We start from the raw sequence: 20105 nt of genomic DNA, 5'->3' as shown, positions 1-20105 counted from the left end.
TGAAAAAACTGCCATCTTTCCTTTATTCTTCCCTGAGCTTTACGGAAGCCGGGATAGACACGATTTTGGCCTTTATGCAGCTTGAACCATTCACATTATAATTGTACAGTGTGTTATGCGAAGCATTCAAAGGTGACGCATTCAGTACAGGTCTTAAACCCCTGACCCGGTTCTTTGAATCCCTTTCCTCTTCCAGCTTTATCGTCAGCGAGAGTTTGAGTTCGAGTTCGACTTCAGGGATATGGTACCAGGGGGCCTGGATGTCGTATTTGCTCAGGGCCTCGTCCGATTCAAGCTCTAGCTGGGTCCGGATAGAATTCCGGTCAAGGGCCCACTGGGTCTCCGCAACGGAGCGCCCTATTTCTCCCAGAAGCTTTGAAAGAGGGTTTACCAGTACTTCTTCGATCTCTTCCCCGGTATCGGTCACATTGACAACTCCTTTTATTAATTAGAAAAAAGTGAAAAAAAATGAATTGAAAAACAACCTACGAAAAACCCTGAAGCCTTGAGAAGGGAAGGGGCAGTGACAGTTTCTCTACTCCTTATTTATTTTTCCCCTCCCTCCAGAGGGCTTTCCGGGAATTTGTTACGGGAATTAGCTTGTGCTCCCGCTTTCCAGAACTCTCACCGTTGGCACGGCCCTCTCAGGGGCTGGCACCGGTTTGAGCGTCGTCCGAAGAAGGCTTGTGCCCGACTCCTTGAAGGTATATTTAGAATTGTATTTGGCGTTGTAGGTGGAGGTGTAGGCAACCGTTGTCGTGTTTTCGTACTTGGCTTTACTCTTTCCGAAAAGGATGCTTGAAAGTCCACCTGACTGCCAGGTCCCGCTGACCTTTGACTGGTTCGTAAGCTTAAACTCCCTGCCATATTTCTTTTCGCTGGAATACTCCCTCATCATGGAGATTGCCATCTTGACCTCAATTATGGATTCCGTAAACTCATAGAAACGGGGTTCCAGTCCGTAGGTCAGAAGCGACATAGGACTGTCGTTTGTGACCACTTTCGTGGCCGTTACGTTCCCGTCTCCATCCACGGTCTCCTCAATGTACATCACCACACTGCCAGTATCCAGTTCAGTCGCAGCAAGAGTCTGCGCGACCTGCACCGAATTCATGTCAAGCGCCATCTGCCCTTCCGCAATTGCAAGGGCCATTTCTCTAATCATGTCCCCGAACGGGACATTCAACAATTCCTGTCCAACACTGACCATAACTATACCTCTCATAATTAATTAATACGGTGATAAATGTAACATTTTATAGTAAATAAGACTTTGTACATAAAAATATAAGAACACTTATAAAAATCAATAAAGTTGCGATGGGTTTGAGTGAGTGAAAAACTCCTTGGGTAAGCAAAAGCCTTTGAGAAAAAGCTTTCCGAGAATGCCTCGGAAATTGAGAAACTCAAAGGAAAAATCCAGGCCGCAGGAACCCTGATCGAGAGCTATGAGAAAAGGGCCGGAGAACTTGAAAAGAAGATTAAAGGGTATGAGGCCCGGAAAACCGAAGGAAAAGCTGAGCTCGAAAAACTCAAGCTGGACATTTCGGCCCTGAGGGATAAAGAAGAGGCAGGGAAAAAGGCCCATTCTGAAGCTGAAAAACTGTTGGGCCGGGCTAAAAAACTCAGGGAAAACCTGCTTGGCATAACAAACATAGAACACCGGATTTCCGGACTTGAAGCCGAAATCCAGAACCTCGGGGCGCTTTCCAAGCTCCTGAATGAGATGTTCTCCTTCATGTACACGAACAACGCCTATTCCCATATCGAGCTGGACCCTGAGTACAACCTGACCGTGTACCGAAAAGACGGGGTTCCTCTGGAGCCCAAATTCCTGAGCGGCAGGGAACGCGCCATTTTCAACCTCATCCTGCGCTGTGCCATCTACCGCCTGCTCTCCTTAGGTTTCGCAGGAGAAAGAGGCGACAAACCTCCCCCCATGATCCTGGACGAACCAACCGTTTTCCTGGACAGGGGACACATTCAGCAGCTCCTTAAACTCATTGACCTGATGCGAAACATCGGGGTGGGCCAGATCATCGTGGTTTCCCACGACGAGTCCCTGATCGATTCTGCGGACCACGTCTTCCACGTCGAAAAGGACTCACTGACCAACATGTCCTCGATTAGCAAAAACTGAGGCCCACAACGAAATAATCTGTGCAACTTATTACTCATTGTAACGTATCTATTCAGCTACCTCTGTTTCTAACTTATATTTCGTATAAACTCAACAATTACTTTTTTCATATAGATTAATATAAAAATCATCGGATTTTGGAATGAGGTTTATGAAATGTGAAGAGATTCTTACTCAATGCCGTTCAGACCCTGAATCCATTGTTTCATATATTGAGGATCTTGAGTCTCGGTATGAAGATCTTGGATCTCGGTATGAAGATCTTGGATCTCGACACGAAGAGCTTGAATCTCGGTATGAAGATCTTGGATCTCGACACGAAGAGCTTGAATCTCGATATGAAAATCTTGAATCCGAAAACACCGAACTTCGAGAAAGACTTAATGAGTTAGAATCTCGCCTAAAAAAGAATAACCAAAACCAAAAAAGAAATCGACTTCCCTCTACTAACAATTCTACTGATAAAATACCTCAATCAAAAGGTTCACAAAAAGGAAGTTTTAGACGTCCTGGCGGCCAAAAAGGGCATCCTGGTTCTACATTAAGGATGATTAAAAATCCTGATAAAACAATCATTTATAAGCTACATAAATGTGAACATTGTGGTTGTAACATTGAGAAGATTGAAGTTATAAATTACGAGAAGAGACAAGAATTTGAAATAATTGTAAGGCGTAAAGTGACCGAACATCGTGCTGAGATCAAAAAATGTCCTTATTGTAACCGCAAAAACAAAGCTGCTTTTCCGAAATCAATTACAAAACCTGTCCAATATGGCAATATGGTTTTAACAATTGCAATTTACCTCCGAAACTACCAATTGATTCCCTATGACCGAATCAAGAAATTATTTAAAGATGCCTTTGGATTTGATATAAGCGTTGGTACAATAATTAGGGCAGAAAATAAGTTATTTCACAAGTTGAAAGGTGCTACAAACCACATCAAGAAGCAACTGATAAAAGAAAATGTCATCCATGGTGATGAAACTGGAATCGACGTTGGTGGTCAAGGGGAATACTGCCATTTAATCTCTACAAAAAAATATACATACTATTTCCATAATAGGAGTCGAGGATCAAAAGCAATGAATAAAATGGGAGTGTTGCCTAAATATAGAGGAATTATAGTCCACGATTTCTGGAAACCCTATTTTAAATACAAATGTGAACATGCGGCATGTAATGTCCACATTCAAAGAGAACTTAAAGACATTTATAACATATTCAAGCAAGTGTGGGCTGAGGAGATGTCTGATCTCCTATATGAAATTAAAAAATGCGCAGACTTTGCCAGAAAACAGGGCATACAAATAGATGAAGATACGCTCAAGACCTTTAAAGAAAAGTATCAGTCAATACTAATGAAAGGATTTGAGGACAATCCTCCACCTGAAATCTCGAAAGACAATGGGGTTAAAAGAGGAAGAAAAGCGCAGAGCGATGCAAAAAATCTCCTTGATAGACTTTCAAAGTATGAAAAAGAAATCTTGAGGTTTGCTACGGATCTAAGAGTTCCTTTCAGTAACAACCAAGCAGAAAGAGATCTCAGAATGATAACAGTTCAGCAAAAAATATCGGGAGATTTTAGGAAACCCCATGGAGCAGATGTTTTCTTTAGAATTAGGGGATACATATCTACACTAATAAAGAATAATATACCTACTATAAGTTCACTTCATGCGGCGATTGAAAATGTGCCACCCTTACCCTGAATAGATACATTGTAACTTCGATTGGTAAGCTTGATCTTGAAAATCAATATGTTCAAATGAAATATGCATAGGTTATTTAGTGACGGGTCCTTAAATTACCTATTTTTATCATAGTCAATTAGTTTCGTTTGTTTGTATATGTCACTACCTGTTTTTCCACTATTTATTTTTAAAATGTCAATTGATCTGAAAAGAGCTATTTCAATTTCCTCATTTCCAAAATTCCCTTTCCTTAAAACGATACATTTAGAGTTAAAAATATCAGTTAGTTTACCCTTTATTTCCCCTCCAACTGTAGTTCTGATATAAACAAAAGGAAATTTATTGTAATAGTCGTCATTCAAATAATTTTTAATATGCCTTATGAAATTTCTCTGACTTAAATGTAAAATATGCAAAGTTAATATTGAAATTATTGGTGGAAGTAAGGATAGGGGGATGACTATATTTGAGGATTTATAACTATTTAATATCTCAAATTTAAGGATTTCAAACAATGAAGGGTATAAAAAAAAAGAGAATACTAACACAGATGAAGCGTTACTAAATGAATAATTAATAAAATTATTATAACACTTGAACAAAGTTTCTTTTTTCGGTTTCTTCTTTTTTTCAATGATCGATTTTCTGTAATCATCAATTTTTGTTGAGATCTGAAAATATAGTAAAGAAAATGGTATCTATTCAGCTACCTCTGTTTCTAACTTATATTTCGTATAAACTCAACAATTACTTTTTTCATATAGATTAATATAAAAATCATCGGATTTTGGAATGAGGTTTATGAAATGTGAAGAGATTCTTACTCAATGCCGTTCAGACCCTGAATCCATTGTTTCATATATTGAGGATCTTGAGTCTCGGTATGAAGATCTTGGATCTCGGTATGAAGATCTTGGATCTCGACACGAAGAGCTTGAATCTCGGTATGAAGATCTTGGATCTCGACACGAAGAGCTTGAATCTCGATATGAAAATCTTGAATCCGAAAACACCGAACTTCGAGAAAGACTTAATGAGTTAGAATCTCGCCTAAAAAAGAATAACCAAAACCAAAAAAGAAATCGACTTCCCTCTACTAACAATTCTACTGATAAAATACCTCAATCAAAAGGTTCACAAAAAGGAAGTTTTAGACGTCCTGGCGGCCAAAAAGGGCATCCTGGTTCTACATTAAGGATGATTAAAAATCCTGATAAAACAATCATTTATAAGCTACATAAATGTGAACATTGTGGTTGTAACATTGAGAAGATTGAAGTTATAAATTACGAGAAGAGACAAGAATTTGAAATAATTGTAAGGCGTAAAGTGACCGAACATCGTGCTGAGATCAAAAAATGTCCTTATTGTAACCGCAAAAACAAAGCTGCTTTTCCGAAATCAATTACAAAACCTGTCCAATATGGCAATATGGTTTTAACAATTGCAATTTACCTCCGAAACTACCAATTGATTCCCTATGACCGAATCAAGAAATTATTTAAAGATGCCTTTGGATTTGATATAAGCGTTGGTACAATAATTAGGGCAGAAAATAAGTTATTTCACAAGTTGAAAGGTGCTACAAACCACATCAAGAAGCAACTGATAAAAGAAAATGTCATCCATGGTGATGAAACTGGAATCGACGTTGGTGGTCAAGGGGAATACTGCCATTTAATCTCTACAAAAAAATATACATACTATTTCCATAATAGGAGTCGAGGATCAAAAGCAATGAATAAAATGGGAGTGTTGCCTAAATATAGAGGAATTATAGTCCACGATTTCTGGAAACCCTATTTTAAATACAAATGTGAACATGCGGCATGTAATGTCCACATTCAAAGAGAACTTAAAGACATTTATAACATATTCAAGCAAGTGTGGGCTGAGGAGATGTCTGATCTCCTATATGAAATTAAAAAATGCGCAGACTTTGCCAGAAAACAGGGCATACAAATAGATGAAGATACGCTCAAGACCTTTAAAGAAAAGTATCAGTCAATACTAATGAAAGGATTTGAGGACAATCCTCCACCTGAAATCTCGAAAGACAATGGGGTTAAAAGAGGAAGAAAAGCGCAGAGCGATGCAAAAAATCTCCTTGATAGACTTTCAAAGTATGAAAAAGAAATCTTGAGGTTTGCTACGGATCTAAGAGTTCCTTTCAGTAACAACCAAGCAGAAAGAGATCTCAGAATGATAACAGTTCAGCAAAAAATATCGGGAGATTTTAGGAAACCCCATGGAGCAGATGTTTTCTTTAGAATTAGGGGATACATATCTACACTAATAAAGAATAATATACCTACTATAAGTTCACTTCATGCGGCGATTGAAAATGTGCCACCCTTACCCTGAATAGATACAGAAAATGAAGAAACAATTAATATGTAACAGAATTCAAATATTGCATCTTTGTGGCTATCGTCCTCGTTCAAAATAACATTTATAAAAGAAAATGGTAACTATTCAGCCTACTGATAAAAAAAGCATAGTTTCAGCTAATGTTGCAACTATCGGATAATAGCGGCGCTCCATTGAGCGCCGCTCGAATAGCATCCATGACATTCAAGCTATTCTTTCTAATAGTGGATATGTATCCCCGAATTCTGCAGAAAGCTACCGCTCCTTCGATGCTTCGGAAAGTTCCCGAAATCTTCTGTTGTAGCTTCATCATTCTGATGTCTCGCTCTGCTTGATTATTATCAAATGGAACTCTCAGGTCATTGAGGAATTTCAGAATCCTATCCTTGTATTTTATGAACCTATCAAGGAGATTCTTTGCTTTTGTTTGTGCTGGTCTTCCTCTTTTTTTAACCTGTTTTGAGAGGTCAGGAGGTGGATTTTCTTCAATTCCCTCTTTAATTATTTTATCGTATATTTCCTCGAATGCCCTGACTTTTATTGGATCTATTGGAATTTCCATTTCTCTGCATTCGTCGGTATATTTTTTTACTTCACTCAGAAGTTCATTTACTTTTTTAGCCCATTGCTGCTCAAAATTCTCTTCAACTCCAGTGAGGTCCCTCTTAAGATGAGCATTGCAGAGAGCATGTTCACATCCATATTTGTTGTATGATGCCCAACCATCATGAACTACTACCCCCTTGTATTCTGGAAGAAAACCCAAAGCATTCATTGCCTCTGATCCTCTTTTTGGATGTACAAAATAGTATGTCCACAGACTGTTTGAAACAACATGGAGCCACCATTTTGTCCCTAAAACCCTCATTCCTGTTTCATCACAATGTACAGAATAGGCTACCCGTAGATGTTCGAAAACAGCTTTTTCGAAAGGTTCCAATTTCTGGAATAATTCCTTTTCAGCTCTTTTTATGGTAGCAGGGCTGATACGTATTCCATAAAAGTCCTCTGACAAATCACAAATCCGTTTATAAGGAATCAATTGAAAGTTCCTTAAATATACAAGAGAGGATAAAAGGCGAGGTCCATATTGAATAGGGAATTTTATAGAGTCTGGAAAAGTACCTTTGTTTATTTTCCCACAGTGAGGGCATTTCTTGGACTCAGCACGATGTTCGGTAAATATGATGTTCACAGGAGGAATATCAGCTTCTTGCCTGCGTTCACAGTCCCGAACTTCAGTATCTTCAAGATCATGACCACAATTTTCACAGCAGTGAGGGGAATGAAATATTATATGGTCAGGATCCCCAACCATTTCGAAAGTACTTCCAGAATGACCTTTTTGACCACCAGGTTTTTTCCCACTTCTTGTGCGGCTACTCTTAGGTTTAGGTTTTTCATTCACAAAAACGTCAGTAGAAGGAGGTTTACTGCTGTTTTGGCTGTTTTGATTTAGACGAGCCTCTAAAACCCTTACACGTTCCTCAAGTTCAGCAATTTGAGAAGCCTGTTTCTCTATGATAGTCTCAAGTCTCTGAATTACAGCAACGACTGCTTCAGGGCCTTCTTCATAGATTTCAAGAATCTCTTCACGTGTAAGCATGATACTGAAGAGATAGAGTTATTTTATATGCAATTTTTCCTCGAAACGAGGAAAAATTGCCTTTGTTCAAAGTATGGCTGAATAGTTACAGAAAATGATTCTATCCGTTGAGATAATTTTAGGGATAAAAACAGGGAAATTAGAGTGAATATAATACCAGCTAAAACTCCTAAATAAACGTACCAGATCCATTCTGAGCTTTTATAACCGGACTTTTTGAAGTCAGCAAAACAATTATTCACTGATCTGTTCCTTCGAATTACATCTTTCCATAAACCTTCCAAATTTTTGATCTGTTTTTCATTTGATGTTATACTAACTTTCAAATATATTAATGGAACAATGATTGAAGTGATTAACAATTCCATTATTGGGAGAAAATTCTCTAAAATAAAGGAAACAAATTGTTCTGGCGATTCAAAAATTGTCGATAATAAATCAACGTAAGACACAAAAAACCCTCATCCTTAACTGTATAGTCAACATATTTAAAAATTTACATAGACCTATTACTATGGGGTCAAAATGAGGTTGGATTTTTGGTTCACAAAAATCCCACCATAGCAGTCCATTCTACTTTTACGTGCCTAATATGGCGTTTTTTACTGCAGACTGGTAATTATATTGTAGTGGAACCGTAGTAAAACAACTACTAGGCGTAACAAAAACGATAGCTTGAAGACGAATACTCAATTGAAAATAGGCTCTCCAAAATCAATATTTCCAACCCCATAATGACACCATAGTTTTGATAGGTGAAGACGTCGATCACTTCCTCAAGTACAAGGATTGGTCAATGACACAACTTGTTGTAGGAAAATTCAATGTAAACCTGCATTCCGCATTTTTAGTCGTATAAATGTCTCTTGATGCCGAATTATACGCTTAACTTTAAGCACGTCATTCTTTTGGCTGTATTTTAAAATCGGCATCTATTGGCCATTGAGTTGTAAAAATATTTATATGCGCTTAAAATTTGGGAACTAAGGACTCGTCACTGAATAACTTATGCATAATTTCTATTTAATGTGTTAGTTTTCAATATCAAGGTAGCCAATAGAAATCACAATGAATGCTAAATTGCATAGGTTATTTCGTTGCGGGCCCTAAGGATGTAAACAATCATGCTCATGTAATTAGAGGAATTAATAATTGTTCAACAGAGTAGGTTTTTCACTACTTTAGACATCGTGACATCATCTCACATCTAACTCGACGGGGAGCAGGAAAGTACAAACTGAAAAAAGCTACCTATATTGAATTACCTCTTGCAGTTCCCCCAATGAATGAGCAAGAAATAATTTCGAGTAAACTTGATGATTTTCATACTGTCGAGAAAAACACTTTATTGCATGTTGAATGTTTAAAGAATTTGAAGAGAAAATTAACCCATAAATATCTTAAAGGAGATGTGTGACTTTAAATGGACTTTTTGCTACCTCTTACTGTCATAGGTTTTATCATTTCTATTTATCAAATTAGTGAAGAATCTAGAAAAAGGAATTTCATATTTAAATTTGGTTGGTTCGATAAAGCATTTTTAAGTTTTTTTGCAGTAATTCTAATATTCGCAATTTTTTCAGCTAATTTTTGGTCAGATCAAGCATCAGAAACATACATTAATATTTCATCATCAGAAACCCCATTTATTTATGATGTAGGTTCACCAAATGGTTATAAAATTACTTACTCTTTTTTGTATTCAGTTCCTGCTTTTACGGTTTCTGTTATCCTTTTTCTGTTTACGAGAGGAAAATTAAATTCAACTAAATTAAAACAGAAAAAGGGTTTTGTTGCTAATTCTCTTGATAAACTTGGAAGACAACAATACGCTGAAGTTGCTGCTGATCTTGAGTTGTTCCATTATGGTCTTCTCAAATCGTATAAGCCACCAAAGACCAAACCACATTACTTTTTTAACTATATTAAATTTATAGAAAAAGTTCTGGAAAACAATATTAACATCCAAAATGTACGATCTCCGAAAGTGACAATTAAAAATATACAAGGAGAGCTTATTTCATACAAAGCTTATAAAATGAAACAAAAAGAAATTTCAGAAAGTATCGGATGGATGCGTGCTTCAACTCTTAATAAAAAGAAAAAAAAGAGTTCAATTCAAAATTTTATTCATCATTTAAGGTTTATAAGGAGTGAAAGAGAATCTTATTGCCAACTTATAAACAATTATTATTATGAACTTACCGGGAATAGTGAGTTTCTTGAATATGTTGCAATGAATAATACTGATTTGATGTTCATGCTTCTTGATAATAAGTTACCATATAGTAAAGAGGATGTTTGGTCTGTAATTGGAACACAATTAATCTCTAATGAAAAAAGTAAGCTCTATAAAGAACTCGGCAATGAAAAATCTAGACAAACAAAAATTCTTGATTTTCTATTTGATGATGTTAAAAAGTGTGAAAAATGGCTTTTATGGATGCCAATTGGAGAATATGTAATACAACACTTAAGAGAACAAGGTCGCAAGGATATTGATGAATATAATTTTTATGAAGAATATCAAGAAAGAATGAATAACTCAAAGTTATATTCTGGAATCAAATTCTTCGAGATAATGGTTGATCAAGCTTTGGAACAAAATGTCCATGATCATATGTGGCTAATGTACTTTGATCATTGGGTTGAACACATACTACACAACATAAAGTATGAAGATCATGAAAATGCTGAATTTGCAAACATGTATGAATATAATTTATATCTCATTGTTAGTTGTCTTAGAAACTGGATAAGATATATTGAAAAAGAAGAGTCAACTCCTGAAAATAATCTAATTATAGAATACTCTATAAAAATGGTTGTTGCTGTAATAGAAAAAATATCTTCTTCTTCGAAATTGCGAAATGCATTTAAAAGTTATCTCCGAGGAATAGTAATCGAAAATTATTTTGAACTTGCAGCACATTACGACAAAGAGAAAATGTCACAATATGTAGAAAAATATGTATCTATTCAGCGTACCAAAAAGCAGCCGATTGATACTGATTATCATGTTTCAAAGGTATCGAATTACCAACTTACGTAAAACCGAAAAACGCAATCAATAGCCAACAATTTCATAATATGAGATATGATGATTTTGGTCGTTTCATATTTAAGAAGATGCCTATTGATATTGTTTTTCTTACGCTGAATAGTTACAAAAATATAAGGAATCCATTAAAGATAAAGTGTGTATGTATTCAAGAGTAAATCAGTCTTTCATAGATTTTCTCAAATATCCTGTAGAGCATAATCACGATCGAATGGTTTGGGACAGAGGAATTTATTATAGTGATGAATTAAGAAATGATTTCACACAGTTCTTAAATTCGCTTGCTCAGGAGAATGATTAATGTGTTCAATGAATAAAATTCAGTCGAGAATTTAGTCAGAGACCTTCTGATAGATATAGGATGGCAATTTGTACCAAAAGATCAGCTTCCAAGGAATGAAACTGCGGTACTGGTTGAGAAGCTTCTCATAGATTCTCTTATCAGACTGAATCCTTCTATTGCTGAAGATGTGAGCCGTGCTAAGGAGGTTCTCTACAGGCTTCGTGTAATTATCTAGAGTGCAAAGGGAATGGGACTTATAAGAGCAAATGAGGAGTTCTCCGAATGGATTCATAATGAAAAGACAATGCCTTTTGGGGAGAACGAGGGGCATGTTTCTGTTAGGCTCATAGATTTTGACAATATTGAAAATAATGATCTCATTGTAACGACCCAATACAGTTTTAAGACTGGTCCGGAAAGACGGCCTGATCTTGTTCTGCTGGTAAATGGCATCCCTCTGGTTATCGGGGAGGCAAAAAGCCATGTAAGGCCTGCGGTATCATGAGTTGATGGAGCTGTTCAACTAGATGAGTACCAGAACTATGTTCTTGAGATCTTTGTACCTTATGTATTCTGCTTTGCTACGGAAGGCAGGTGTATCGTGTTGATTCCATAAAGCTGTCAATAGAAAAATGGATACCTTGGAGAGAGACTGATGAAGATGATTTCGATATGTTGGAAGAGATCAAAAGCTCAGTTAAAAGGATACTCAAACCTGAAATTGTGCTTGAGCTACTGAAAGACTTCACCTTGTACAGCACTACAAAAGGCGGTCAGAAGATCAAGATTCTCTGTCGTTATTAGGTATCTATTCAGGGTAAGGGTGGCACATTTTCAATCGCCGCATGAAGTGAACTTATAGTAGGTATATTATTCTTTATTAGTGTAGATATGTATCCCCTAATTCTAAAGAAAACATCTGCTCCATGGGGTTTCCTAAAATCTCCCGATATTTTTTGCTGAACTGTTATCATTCTGAGATCTCTTTCTGCTTGGTTGTTACTGAAAGGAACTCTTAGATCCGTAGCAAACCTCAAGATTTCTTTTTCATACTTTGAAAGTCTATCAAGGAGATTTTTTGCATCGCTCTGCGCTTTTCTTCCTCTTTTAACCCCATTGTCTTTCGAGATTTCAGGTGGAGGATTGTCCTCAAATCCTTTCATTAGTATTGACTGATACTTTTCTTTAAAGGTCTTGAGCGTATCTTCATCTATTTGTATGCCCTGTTTTCTGGCAAAGTCTGCGCATTTTTTAATTTCATATAGGAGATCAGACATCTCCTCAGCCCACACTTGCTTGAATATGTTATAAATGTCTTTAAGTTCTCTTTGAATGTGGACATTACATGCCGCATGTTCACATTTGTATTTAAAATAGGGTTTCCAGAAATCGTGGACTATAATTCCTCTATATTTAGGCAACACTCCCATTTTATTCATTGCTTTTGATCCTCGACTCCTATTATGGAAATAGTATGTATATTTTTTTGTAGAGATTAAATGGCAGTATTCCCCTTGACCACCAACGTCGATTCCAGTTTCATCACCATGGATGACATTTTCTTTTATCAGTTGCTTCTTGATGTGGTTTGTAGCACCTTTCAACTTGTGAAATAACTTATTTTCTGCCCTAATTATTGTACCAACGCTTATATCAAATCCAAAGGCATCTTTAAATAATTTCTTGATTCGGTCATAGGGAATCAATTGGTAGTTTCGGAGGTAAATTGCAATTGTTAAAACCATATTGCCATATTGGACAGGTTTTGTAATTGATTTCGGAAAAGCAGCTTTGTTTTTGCGGTTACAATAAGGACATTTTTTGATCTCAGCACGATGTTCGGTCACTTTACGCCTTACAATTATTTCAAATTCTTGTCTCTTCTCGTAATTTATAACTTCAATCTTCTCAATGTTACAACCACAATGTTCACATTTATGTAGCTTATAAATGATTGTTTTATCAGGATTTTTAATCATCCTTAATGTAGAACCAGGATGCCCTTTTTGGCCGCCAGGACGTCTAAAACTTCCTTTTTGTGAACCTTTTGATTGAGGTATTTTATCAGTAGAATTGTTAGTAGAGGGAAGTCGATTTCTTTTTTGGTTTTGGTTATTCTTTTTTAGGCGAGATTCTAACTCATTAAGTCTTTCTCGAAGTTCGGTGTTTTCGGATTCAAGATTTTCATATCGAGATTCAAGCTCTTCGTGTCGAGATCCAAGATCTTCATACCGAGATTCAAGCTCTTCGTGTCGAGATCCAAGATCTTCATACCGAGATCCAAGATCTTCATACCGAGACTCAAGATCCTCAATATATGAAACAATGGATTCAGGGTCTGAACGGCATTGAGTAAGAATCTCTTCACATTTCATAAACCTCATTCCAAAATCCGATGATTTTTATATTAATCTATATGAAAAAAGTAATTGTTGAGTTTATACGAAATATAAGTTAGAAACAGAGGTAGCTGAATAGATACGTTATTAGTAGTACATCGATTCCAAAGTTTATGAATAAACCACGGATGGACACAGATAAACACAGATAACCGAAATTCGTGTTCATCCATGGTTCTTTACCTTGATTTGCAGGCAGATTTAAAAGTTCATATTTATGACAATGTTTTGGAATCTGTGTAGTAGTATGAAGCTGCAAAACAAATCGTTCAAAGGGTTATTGATGGAAGGATAAAGAAAGGTCTTATATGGCATTTCCAGGGTTCTGGCAAATCCTTGCTTATGGTCTTGCAACTATGCAGCTTCGACAGAATCCAAAACTAAAGAGTCCTACTGTGCTTGTGGTTGTGGACAGGATCGATCTCAATTCTCAGATAAGTGCAACCTTTAACAATTCCAATGTTTCGAATGTCGTTATTACAGATTCAAAGATGAATTGGAACGCCTATTGCAGCAGGACACAAGGAAGATCATAATCACAACCATTTACAAAAATCCCAAACTAAACCGTAGCTGGAATTCCTGTATCTATTTTCTTCCTCTGATGGCTCAAGATTTCTTTTTTGAGCTGATATGCCCATATCTGGCCCGTTTACAGGTGGTTTCATCTAAATTTCGTGATCAGAGCAGTGAATGGCGCTTCATCTGTCCAGTCATCACGAAACGGCCGCGCTGCGCGCGTGACAAGAATAACGGAAGACGGCTATTAAGCCTGCTCCGGTTTCTGAAATTTTCAGCTTTGACCAAGCCCGGTTTTTCAATAATTATAAATCATAAAAAAGAGATAAGAGATACCATGACAAGAAAATTCTCCAAAATGGACATTGATATTTTTGACAAGCTGGCCCCCGAAGCCCGGGGAAATTTCGTATCCCCCGAAGGAGGGCACCATTTCCCCTTCATCCTGAGGCCCATCTCACATAAGTTTGCCGAATCCTCAGAAGACTTTCGGGAGCGTCTGGAGCGGTTGAATCCGAAAGAACTCGACTACCTGGTCGGGCTTGTTCTGGATGAAATTGAAGATATCCGTTCTCTGGACGAGGACCGGGACGAGTTTATCGCTGTTGTGGCTGAAAAAATTTCACCTGAACGGGCAAAGGAAATAAAGGACCATATCGGGATTATCTGAGATCCGAAATCTGATCAGAGCTCTGACCTTAAGCAAATACCTTTTTTAGAGAAAACATTTTAGAGAACACAGAGAAAACATGGCACAGGAAAAACTGCTCTTCGGGACCGCAGGAATCCCCATCAGCGCCTCGAAAAGAAACAGCGTTGTCGGAATCGAACGCATCCGGGAACTGGACCTGGACTGCATGGAACTCGAGTTCGTGCAGGGCGTGAGGATGCGGGAAAACGGGGCGAAAAAGGTTATGGAGGCCGCAAAAAAGGAAGGTGTGGCCCTCAGCGTCCACGCTCCCTACTACATCAACCTCAACTCCCTCGAAGAAGAGAAACTGAAAGCCAGCATCGAGAGAATCTACCAGGCCGCAAGGATAGGGAGCCTCTGCGGAGCTGAGTCCATCGTTTTTCACGCGGCCTTCTATCAGAAAAGCAGCAAAGAGGAAGCCTACACGAAAGTCTCTAAAAGCCTTCGAGAACTTTCTGAGAGGCTGCGGAGCGAAGGAATTCCGGCAGTCCTCAGGCCCGAGACCATGGGTAAACGTTCCCAGTTCGGCACCCTTGAAGAACTTCTTTCCTTAAGCTCCGAAATCGAGGGATTACGGCCCTGCCTGGACTTTTCCCACATGCACGCGAGGGAAGGAAAGGAAAACTCCTATCCCGAATTTACGGGCATTCTGGAGCAAGTCGAAAAGGTGCTCGGAAAAGAGGGGTTGCACGACATGCACATGCACGTCTCGGGGATTGACTACAGCAAAAACGGGGAAAAGAAACATCTCCTCCTTCAGGAATCCGATTTCAACTATCCCGAACTCCTGAGGGCGCTGAAAGAGTTCGGGGTAAAGGGCCTCCTTATCTGTGAGAGTCCCAACCTTGAAGAGGACGCTTTGCTGCTTAAGAAAAGTTACGAGGCCCTGTAAAAAAGAAATGTTTTAAATTTTTTAGATGCATTCCGAATTTTTTAGAAAAGCTGATTAAGGTTTAGAGAACCTGGTGCACTCCTTCCACCGGTTCCTCAAAGCCTTCCAGCCAGCAGAGCCCTTTGCCGTCTCTGTTAACTGTTCCGACATTCAGCTCTATTCCACTTTTTTTCACATATTCCCGGATGCGCTGCAGGGCATGGTCAACCATCCCGCCGCCGGTCAGGATGAGGCAGCGTTTGCCACAGAGGGCGGTCAGGAGGGATTTGTCGATTACGCCTGAGCTAACGTCGAGGTAAATGCCGTCTCCTTCGGCGAGGGTCTTGCTCCTCTTGCCCATGGCCCCCACGAAATCAATTTCTCCTTCATTGATTACTTCTCTTACTTCGGAATGGGAGTAACTGTCCGTATCGTAGATGAGGATGCAGCCTGCCTTGAAGCCCCTCCGACTGATTTCCGCAATGGCTTTTCCGTCAGGGTAGATGTGCAGGACTCTGGCGTTTATGGCCTCGTAGGGGGAACTCTGGGCGTATTCCCCGTAGAGCACCCCGAGGTTCATGGTGTCGCCTTCTTTGACGCCGGGAGGGGTATCGACCCACATAAGGTCAGGAGGTTTGAGTGCATTTACGAGTTCGGGCACGGTTTTCGGAGAGCTTCTCCCGTTGGTCAGGCCTCTCCGTTCGATCTCGTTATAGATTTCAAGGGTCGAGGGCTGGCGCAGGTTTGCTTCCTTTAAAAGCTCCACATCCCTGAAGACATCTTCGGGGACACCTTCTCCTATGAGTTTGCTGTTTGACATCAGGTAAATGTAGTCAGCCCAGCGGTAGGCCAGGTCCACGTCGTGGGTCGAGATGATGAGGGTGCTTCCGAAATGGTTGAACTCGTTGAGGAGGTCCATTATCTCATCCGCTCCGACCGGATCCAGGTTTGCAAGGGGTTCGTCCAGAATGATGACCTCGGGCTCCATTGCCATGATCCCCGCTATTGCAACTCTCTTTTTCTGGCCTCCGCTCAGATGGTGGGGAGGCTTTTCCTTCAGAGAGTTAAGCCCAACCTGCTCAAGGGCCCGGTCTACCAGTTCCCCTACTTTTTCCTTCGAGAGGTCAAGGTTTGTTGGACCAAAGGCAACGTCCTGATAGACTGTCGGGGCAAAGATCTGGTCGTCAGAGTTCTGAAAGACTATTCCGACGGATTTGCGGACTTCCCTGAGGGCCTTTGAGCTATATTTGAAAGGGGCTCCATGGAAGAGGACCTCGCCTTTTTTCGGTTTCAGGGTCCCGTTGAGGAGCAGGAAAAGCGTGGACTTTCCCGAACCGTTTTTTCCCACGAAAGCAATCTTCTTCCCGGTCTTAATTTCGATATCAAGGTCCTGGACGGCCACGGTTCCGTCAGGGTAGGAGTAAGTAAGCCCTCTGGTTTCGAGAATTGTCATTTTTTTACCTCAAATGATTGATAGGTTTTTTGTAAAGTAGAGCAGCGCAAGGGTGGTCAGGAAATACACTGAGGTGAGCAGCAATTCAGGGGCCTTTACAGGCCTTTTGTTTTCAAAAACTGCCATTTTTCCGTTATAGCACCTGGAGTCCATGGACACAAAGAGCCTTTCTCCCTGTTCCCAAGAACGGATAAAGAGTGTGCTCACAAGCATCGAATATGAATTAAATGAGTGTCTGAAATTCCCGTAGCCGAGCCGGACCGTCTGGGCATATTTTATGCTCAGGGCCATGTCCAGGAAGACAAAGATGTAGCGGTAGATCAGCATGGAAAGCTCGATTACGGAGTCAGGCAGCCGGGTGGCCTTGAGGACGGCGAAAAGTTCGACCATTGGAGTCGTCAGGGCCAGGAAGTAAAGGCAGCACATCCCGCTTACGGACCTTGCGAACACGAGGAGTGCCAGGGCCAGCCCGTCCGCCCGGATGATCAGGGGATAGCCGAGAAGGGAATATGAATACAGTTCCTGGCCGGTTCCGGAAAAAAAGGCTATGATAAGGACTCCTATCCCTGCAAAACCTAAGGGTGCTACGAGAAGTTTGAGGTAAAGTTTCGGGGGAGCTTTCCCCAGGAAGACGGTCGCAAAAGCCATGCAAACAGTCATGAAAAAAGGAGGGATGGGAGAGCTTGAAGAGACTCCCGCAAGCAGGCCAAAGGCTACGATTGTCAGTTTCAGCCAGTTGTTCCGGTACCTGAGGGGACTTATCAGGGCATAATCGTCAAGGATATTTGTCATATTTATCAGTACATCTATTTTTCAGAACTGGGAACACAGATACAATGTACAGGTGTACAACGTACAGATGCAGACATGTATGGATGATGGGCAGATAAAATACAGATAGTGATGGTGAGCAAATAAAGCCTAAAGATAAAAAGAAGAGACAAAGAATAAAAGCTTTCCTTTCCGGGGGGAAAGAGAAAGCAAGTTTTGTGGAGTTATTTATATAGTACCGGAAATTATAAAAAAATATTATGGGCCCGGTTCAGGGCCCTGGTCCGGGAGACTGGTCAGAGAGATCGGGGTTCACTTTTCGATTCCTTATTGTCCTGATAGCCAAGTTTGTTTTCATACTTGTTTTTGGCCCTGTAATATCCAAGGAAGTAGCAAATGATCCCGGCTCCGAAGGCGGCCTGGAGTCCGAAGAGCAGGCTTTCGATTTCCCCGCTTGGAGGCTCCCAGAGAGGTTCTGCGATAGGTTCGTAATTCCCATCGGTTATTTCCATGATTACGCCCTCGGCTTCTCCGTCAGCTCCTCCGTATTCGGCATCGGTTGTGGAGGACATGTAAAGGAACTGGGCTGTAAAGACCAGAAAGATTGCAACTACGATAAGTTCGAGTTTTCTGCTCATGTTGTAACTCCCTTGATTTTGTTGACCACGGCTTCCTCGACGACCTTAAGTTCCACAAGGATGTCGCTCTTGACACTGATCACATACTTGAAAAGCAGGGCCGTAACTGCGCCTTCCATGATTGCGAGAGGCACCTGGGTTAGCGCAAAGATGGTTGCGAACCTTCCGAATGAAACTGCGAACCCTCCGGTCGGGTCCGGGAAGGCAAGGGCGAGTTCCACCGAAGTCGTCACATAGGTCGCCCAGTCCCCGAGGGTTGCTGCCAGGAAGACGACAAGGAAGAAATTGAGCCTGGCTTTCATGCCTGCCTTATAGACCAGGTAGGCCACCACAGGCCCGACTATGCCCATGGAAAAGACGTTTGCCCCAAGAGTGGTTAGCCCACCGTGAGCCAGGAAAAGGGCCTGGTAAAGCAGCACAATTACCCCCAAAACAGCCGAAATCGCCGGCCCGAAGATTATTGCAGCCATACCGGTTCCCGTGGGGTGCGAGCAACTTCCCGTAACCGAGGGCAGTTTAAGGGATGATAGGACAAAAACGAATGCACCGGCCACCGCAAGGAGAGGTAATATTTCACGTTTTTCGTTTACAAGTCTATTCAGCTTATAAATTCCGTAAGCGATCACGGGGATGGAGATCGCAAACCAGATTTGCCACCAGGGAGTGGGCAAAAAACCTTCCATTATGTGCATAATATCACTTGTATAAAGATAAATTAATATAAAATATTATTTAAATTCAGTTAATTATTATTGTGATAAAGACAAGTTAAATTGTGTAAATTAATAGATAAAGCTTACGGTATTAAAACAAGTAAACCAGTTACTTAAATAGATGACTCAATGTTAAAAATAGTTAATGGATTGTGAGTTAAATCTGCCAGAACAAACAAACTTGATTAACCAAAGAACATAATGAATGACTTATATTATGCTTTTTTATGAATAAAATACTCCGTGATTCACGAACCACTGATATTTTGCAACCCGAAAATCAATGAACCGGCCATTATGTTTCAGGAATCAAACCGGATTTCCGAAATCAAACCAGAATCCGGAAATCAAACCAGGATCCGGAAATCAGACTACATGGTTCAAATAATCAATGAAATAGGCGAGTACAAAATACCGGCCGAACTTTCCTATAAACACCAGGACAGAAAATTTCCTGAAAGAGAGCTTCATAATTCCCGCCATCATGGTGATTCCGTCTCCTATTCCGGGAAGCCAGGTTAAAAGGAGGGCATAGACCCCGTATTTTTCGAAGAATTCTTCCCCTTTTTTCAGGCTTTTTTCGGATGCGGAAAGGTATTTTTCAAGGGCATCGCGTCCTTTTAACCCCAGGTAATAGGTGGTACAGGACCCCAGAAAATTCCCAACGGTTGCGACCATTACCAGGGTAAAAGGGTTGAAACCCTGGTAAACGAGGGCTATAAGCAGGGCCTCCGAGCCAAAAGGGAAGATGGTGGAAGCCAGAAAACTGAAGACGAACAGGTTCAGATAACCATACTCGGCAAGAAAGAAAGCTAAGAAAGAGATAAAGGGTTCAAGCATCAAAAAAGAAAAAGAAAATTAAAGGGATTTAATAGTTTTGGAGCCTTAAACTCC

Annotated in this window: 20 protein-coding genes; 9 read left to right on the top strand and 11 right to left on the bottom strand. The window is 40.0% G+C overall.

The window, feature by feature from the left end; genetic code table 11:
- Positions 1-22: 22 nt before the first annotated feature.
- Both ACZ5QV_RS11730 and ACZ5QV_RS11725 read right to left on the bottom strand, forming a co-directional pair.
- On the bottom strand, positions 23-427 hold the full coding sequence (locus ACZ5QV_RS11730) for a hypothetical protein (protein WP_464599975.1): 405 nt from the start codon (positions 425-427) through the stop codon (positions 23-25).
- Between the two features lie 168 nt (positions 428-595).
- Positions 596-1210, bottom strand: coding sequence for a hypothetical protein (locus tag ACZ5QV_RS11725; RefSeq protein ID WP_464599974.1), 615 nt, complete (start codon positions 1208-1210; stop codon positions 596-598).
- Positions 1211-1606: 396 nt separating this feature from the next.
- On the opposite strand from ACZ5QV_RS11725, the gene ACZ5QV_RS11720 reads away from it, so the two are divergent.
- Positions 1607-2140 (top strand): hypothetical protein, encoded by a 534-nt coding sequence (locus ACZ5QV_RS11720; protein WP_464599973.1) that lies wholly within the window; start codon positions 1607-1609, stop codon positions 2138-2140.
- Positions 2141-2291: 151 nt separating this feature from the next.
- The gene (gene tnpC / locus ACZ5QV_RS11715; protein WP_464599444.1) at positions 2292-3854 is read left to right on the top strand and encodes an IS66 family transposase; all 1563 of its coding nucleotides are present in this window, start codon (positions 2292-2294) and stop codon (positions 3852-3854) included.
- A 95-nt stretch (positions 3855-3949) separates the two neighbouring features.
- On the opposite strand, the gene ACZ5QV_RS11710 is transcribed toward tnpC (ACZ5QV_RS11715), so the two are convergent.
- Positions 3950-4198 (bottom strand): hypothetical protein, encoded by a 249-nt coding sequence (locus ACZ5QV_RS11710; RefSeq protein ID WP_464599972.1) that lies wholly within the window; start codon positions 4196-4198, stop codon positions 3950-3952.
- A 439-nt stretch (positions 4199-4637) separates the two neighbouring features.
- Here ACZ5QV_RS11710 and tnpC (ACZ5QV_RS11705) point away from each other — a divergent pair, with 439 nt between their 5' ends.
- Positions 4638-6200 carry an IS66 family transposase gene (gene tnpC / locus ACZ5QV_RS11705; protein WP_464599444.1) on the top strand — a complete coding sequence of 521 codons (1563 nt, stop codon included), beginning with the start codon at positions 4638-4640 and terminating at the stop codon, positions 6198-6200.
- 139 nt (positions 6201-6339) lie between these two features.
- Here the strand turns inward: tnpC (ACZ5QV_RS11705) and tnpC (ACZ5QV_RS11700) are convergent, their stop codons facing one another.
- Together tnpC (ACZ5QV_RS11700) and ACZ5QV_RS11695 are read right to left on the bottom strand one after the other, a co-directional pair.
- Entirely contained in the window at positions 6340-7812 is a 1473-nt protein-coding gene (tnpC, locus tag ACZ5QV_RS11700; RefSeq protein WP_464599339.1) for an IS66 family transposase, read from the bottom strand.
- A 23-nt stretch (positions 7813-7835) separates the two neighbouring features.
- Positions 7836-8264 carry a hypothetical protein gene (locus tag ACZ5QV_RS11695; RefSeq protein ID WP_464599971.1) on the bottom strand — a complete coding sequence of 143 codons (429 nt, stop codon included), beginning with the start codon at positions 8262-8264 and terminating at the stop codon, positions 7836-7838.
- Between the two features lie 971 nt (positions 8265-9235).
- Between ACZ5QV_RS11695 and ACZ5QV_RS11690 the strand changes: the two genes are divergently transcribed.
- The gene (locus tag ACZ5QV_RS11690; protein WP_464599970.1) at positions 9236-10864 is read left to right on the top strand and encodes a hypothetical protein; all 1629 of its coding nucleotides are present in this window, start codon (positions 9236-9238) and stop codon (positions 10862-10864) included.
- Between the two features lie 539 nt (positions 10865-11403).
- A complete protein-coding gene (locus ACZ5QV_RS11685) occupies positions 11404-11661 on the top strand; it encodes a type I restriction endonuclease (RefSeq protein WP_464599969.1) in 258 nt (85 codons plus the stop codon).
- Positions 11662-11968: 307 nt separating this feature from the next.
- Here the strand turns inward: ACZ5QV_RS11685 and tnpC (ACZ5QV_RS11680) are convergent, their stop codons facing one another.
- Positions 11969-13531 carry an IS66 family transposase gene (tnpC, locus tag ACZ5QV_RS11680; protein WP_464599444.1) on the bottom strand — a complete coding sequence of 521 codons (1563 nt, stop codon included), beginning with the start codon at positions 13529-13531 and terminating at the stop codon, positions 11969-11971.
- 288 nt (positions 13532-13819) lie between these two features.
- Here tnpC (ACZ5QV_RS11680) and ACZ5QV_RS11675 point away from each other — a divergent pair, with 288 nt between their 5' ends.
- The 4 genes from ACZ5QV_RS11675 to ACZ5QV_RS11660 all read left to right on the top strand — a co-directional run bounded on the left by ACZ5QV_RS11675 (position 13820) and on the right by ACZ5QV_RS11660 (position 15657).
- The gene (locus ACZ5QV_RS11675; RefSeq protein ID WP_464602102.1) at positions 13820-13939 is read left to right on the top strand and encodes a hypothetical protein; all 120 of its coding nucleotides are present in this window, start codon (positions 13820-13822) and stop codon (positions 13937-13939) included.
- The gene (locus tag ACZ5QV_RS11670; RefSeq protein ID WP_464602101.1) at positions 13912-14091 is read left to right on the top strand and encodes a hypothetical protein; all 180 of its coding nucleotides are present in this window, start codon (positions 13912-13914) and stop codon (positions 14089-14091) included. The genes ACZ5QV_RS11675 and ACZ5QV_RS11670 overlap by 28 nt, the downstream gene beginning before the upstream one ends.
- 320 nt (positions 14092-14411) lie before the next feature.
- Positions 14412-14744 (top strand): hypothetical protein, encoded by a 333-nt coding sequence (locus ACZ5QV_RS11665; protein WP_464599968.1) that lies wholly within the window; start codon positions 14412-14414, stop codon positions 14742-14744.
- A 79-nt stretch (positions 14745-14823) separates the two neighbouring features.
- Positions 14824-15657 carry a TIM barrel protein gene (locus ACZ5QV_RS11660; protein ID WP_464599967.1) on the top strand — a complete coding sequence of 278 codons (834 nt, stop codon included), beginning with the start codon at positions 14824-14826 and terminating at the stop codon, positions 15655-15657.
- 61 nt (positions 15658-15718) lie between these two features.
- Here ACZ5QV_RS11660 and ACZ5QV_RS11655 read toward each other — a convergent pair whose 3' ends face one another.
- From ACZ5QV_RS11655 to ACZ5QV_RS11635, 5 genes are all read right to left on the bottom strand, one after another.
- The gene (locus ACZ5QV_RS11655) at positions 15719-17089 is read right to left on the bottom strand and encodes an energy-coupling factor ABC transporter ATP-binding protein (RefSeq protein WP_464599966.1); all 1371 of its coding nucleotides are present in this window, start codon (positions 17087-17089) and stop codon (positions 15719-15721) included.
- Positions 17090-17098: 9 nt separating this feature from the next.
- Complete coding sequence (cbiQ, locus tag ACZ5QV_RS11650) at positions 17099-17881, bottom strand: cobalt ECF transporter T component CbiQ (RefSeq protein ID WP_464599965.1); 783 nt, start codon at positions 17879-17881, stop codon at positions 17099-17101.
- 275 nt (positions 17882-18156) lie between these two features.
- Positions 18157-18498 carry an energy-coupling factor ABC transporter substrate-binding protein gene (locus tag ACZ5QV_RS11645; RefSeq protein ID WP_464599964.1) on the bottom strand — a complete coding sequence of 114 codons (342 nt, stop codon included), beginning with the start codon at positions 18496-18498 and terminating at the stop codon, positions 18157-18159.
- Positions 18495-19190, bottom strand: a complete 696-nt coding sequence (locus ACZ5QV_RS11640; protein ID WP_464599963.1) for an energy-coupling factor ABC transporter permease — start codon at positions 19188-19190, stop codon at positions 18495-18497. The genes ACZ5QV_RS11645 and ACZ5QV_RS11640 overlap by 4 nt, the downstream gene beginning before the upstream one ends.
- A gap of 387 nt (positions 19191-19577) precedes the next feature.
- Entirely contained in the window at positions 19578-20051 is a 474-nt protein-coding gene (locus ACZ5QV_RS11635; RefSeq protein WP_464602100.1) for a YqaA family protein, read from the bottom strand.
- Positions 20052-20105: the final 54 nt, after the last annotated feature.

The sequence above is a fragment of the Methanosarcina baltica genome, assembly GCF_055394095.1.
This window is presented reverse-complemented; position numbering and strand designations above follow the sequence as displayed.

Bases quoted from the DNA above. Each gene is read 5' to 3' on its own strand.
- tnpC (WP_464599339.1), bottom strand. From the start codon at position 7,812: ATGCTTACACGTGAAGAGATTCTTGAAATCTATGAAGAAGGCCCTGAA.
- tnpC (WP_464599444.1), top strand. From the start codon at position 4,638: ATGAAATGTGAAGAGATTCTTACTCAATGCCGTTCAGACCCTGAATCC.
- ACZ5QV_RS11655 (WP_464599966.1), bottom strand. From the start codon at position 17,089: ATGACAATTCTCGAAACCAGAGGGCTTACTTACTCCTACCCTGACGGA.
- ACZ5QV_RS11645 (WP_464599964.1), bottom strand. From the start codon at position 18,498: ATGAGCAGAAAACTCGAACTTATCGTAGTTGCAATCTTTCTGGTCTTT.
- ACZ5QV_RS11665 (WP_464599968.1), top strand. From the start codon at position 14,412: ATGACAAGAAAATTCTCCAAAATGGACATTGATATTTTTGACAAGCTG.
- ACZ5QV_RS11635 (WP_464602100.1), bottom strand. From the start codon at position 20,051: ATGCTTGAACCCTTTATCTCTTTCTTAGCTTTCTTTCTTGCCGAGTAT.
- cbiQ (WP_464599965.1), bottom strand. From the start codon at position 17,881: ATGACAAATATCCTTGACGATTATGCCCTGATAAGTCCCCTCAGGTAC.
- ACZ5QV_RS11640 (WP_464599963.1), bottom strand. From the start codon at position 19,190: ATGCACATAATGGAAGGTTTTTTGCCCACTCCCTGGTGGCAAATCTGG.
- ACZ5QV_RS11725 (WP_464599974.1), bottom strand. From the start codon at position 1,210: ATGGTCAGTGTTGGACAGGAATTGTTGAATGTCCCGTTCGGGGACATG.
- ACZ5QV_RS11690 (WP_464599970.1), top strand. From the start codon at position 9,236: ATGGACTTTTTGCTACCTCTTACTGTCATAGGTTTTATCATTTCTATT.
- tnpC (WP_464599444.1), bottom strand. From the start codon at position 13,531: ATGAAATGTGAAGAGATTCTTACTCAATGCCGTTCAGACCCTGAATCC.
- ACZ5QV_RS11685 (WP_464599969.1), top strand. From the start codon at position 11,404: ATGGGACTTATAAGAGCAAATGAGGAGTTCTCCGAATGGATTCATAAT.
- ACZ5QV_RS11660 (WP_464599967.1), top strand. From the start codon at position 14,824: ATGGCACAGGAAAAACTGCTCTTCGGGACCGCAGGAATCCCCATCAGC.
- ACZ5QV_RS11670 (WP_464602101.1), top strand. From the start codon at position 13,912: ATGCAGCTTCGACAGAATCCAAAACTAAAGAGTCCTACTGTGCTTGTG.
- tnpC (WP_464599444.1), top strand. From the start codon at position 2,292: ATGAAATGTGAAGAGATTCTTACTCAATGCCGTTCAGACCCTGAATCC.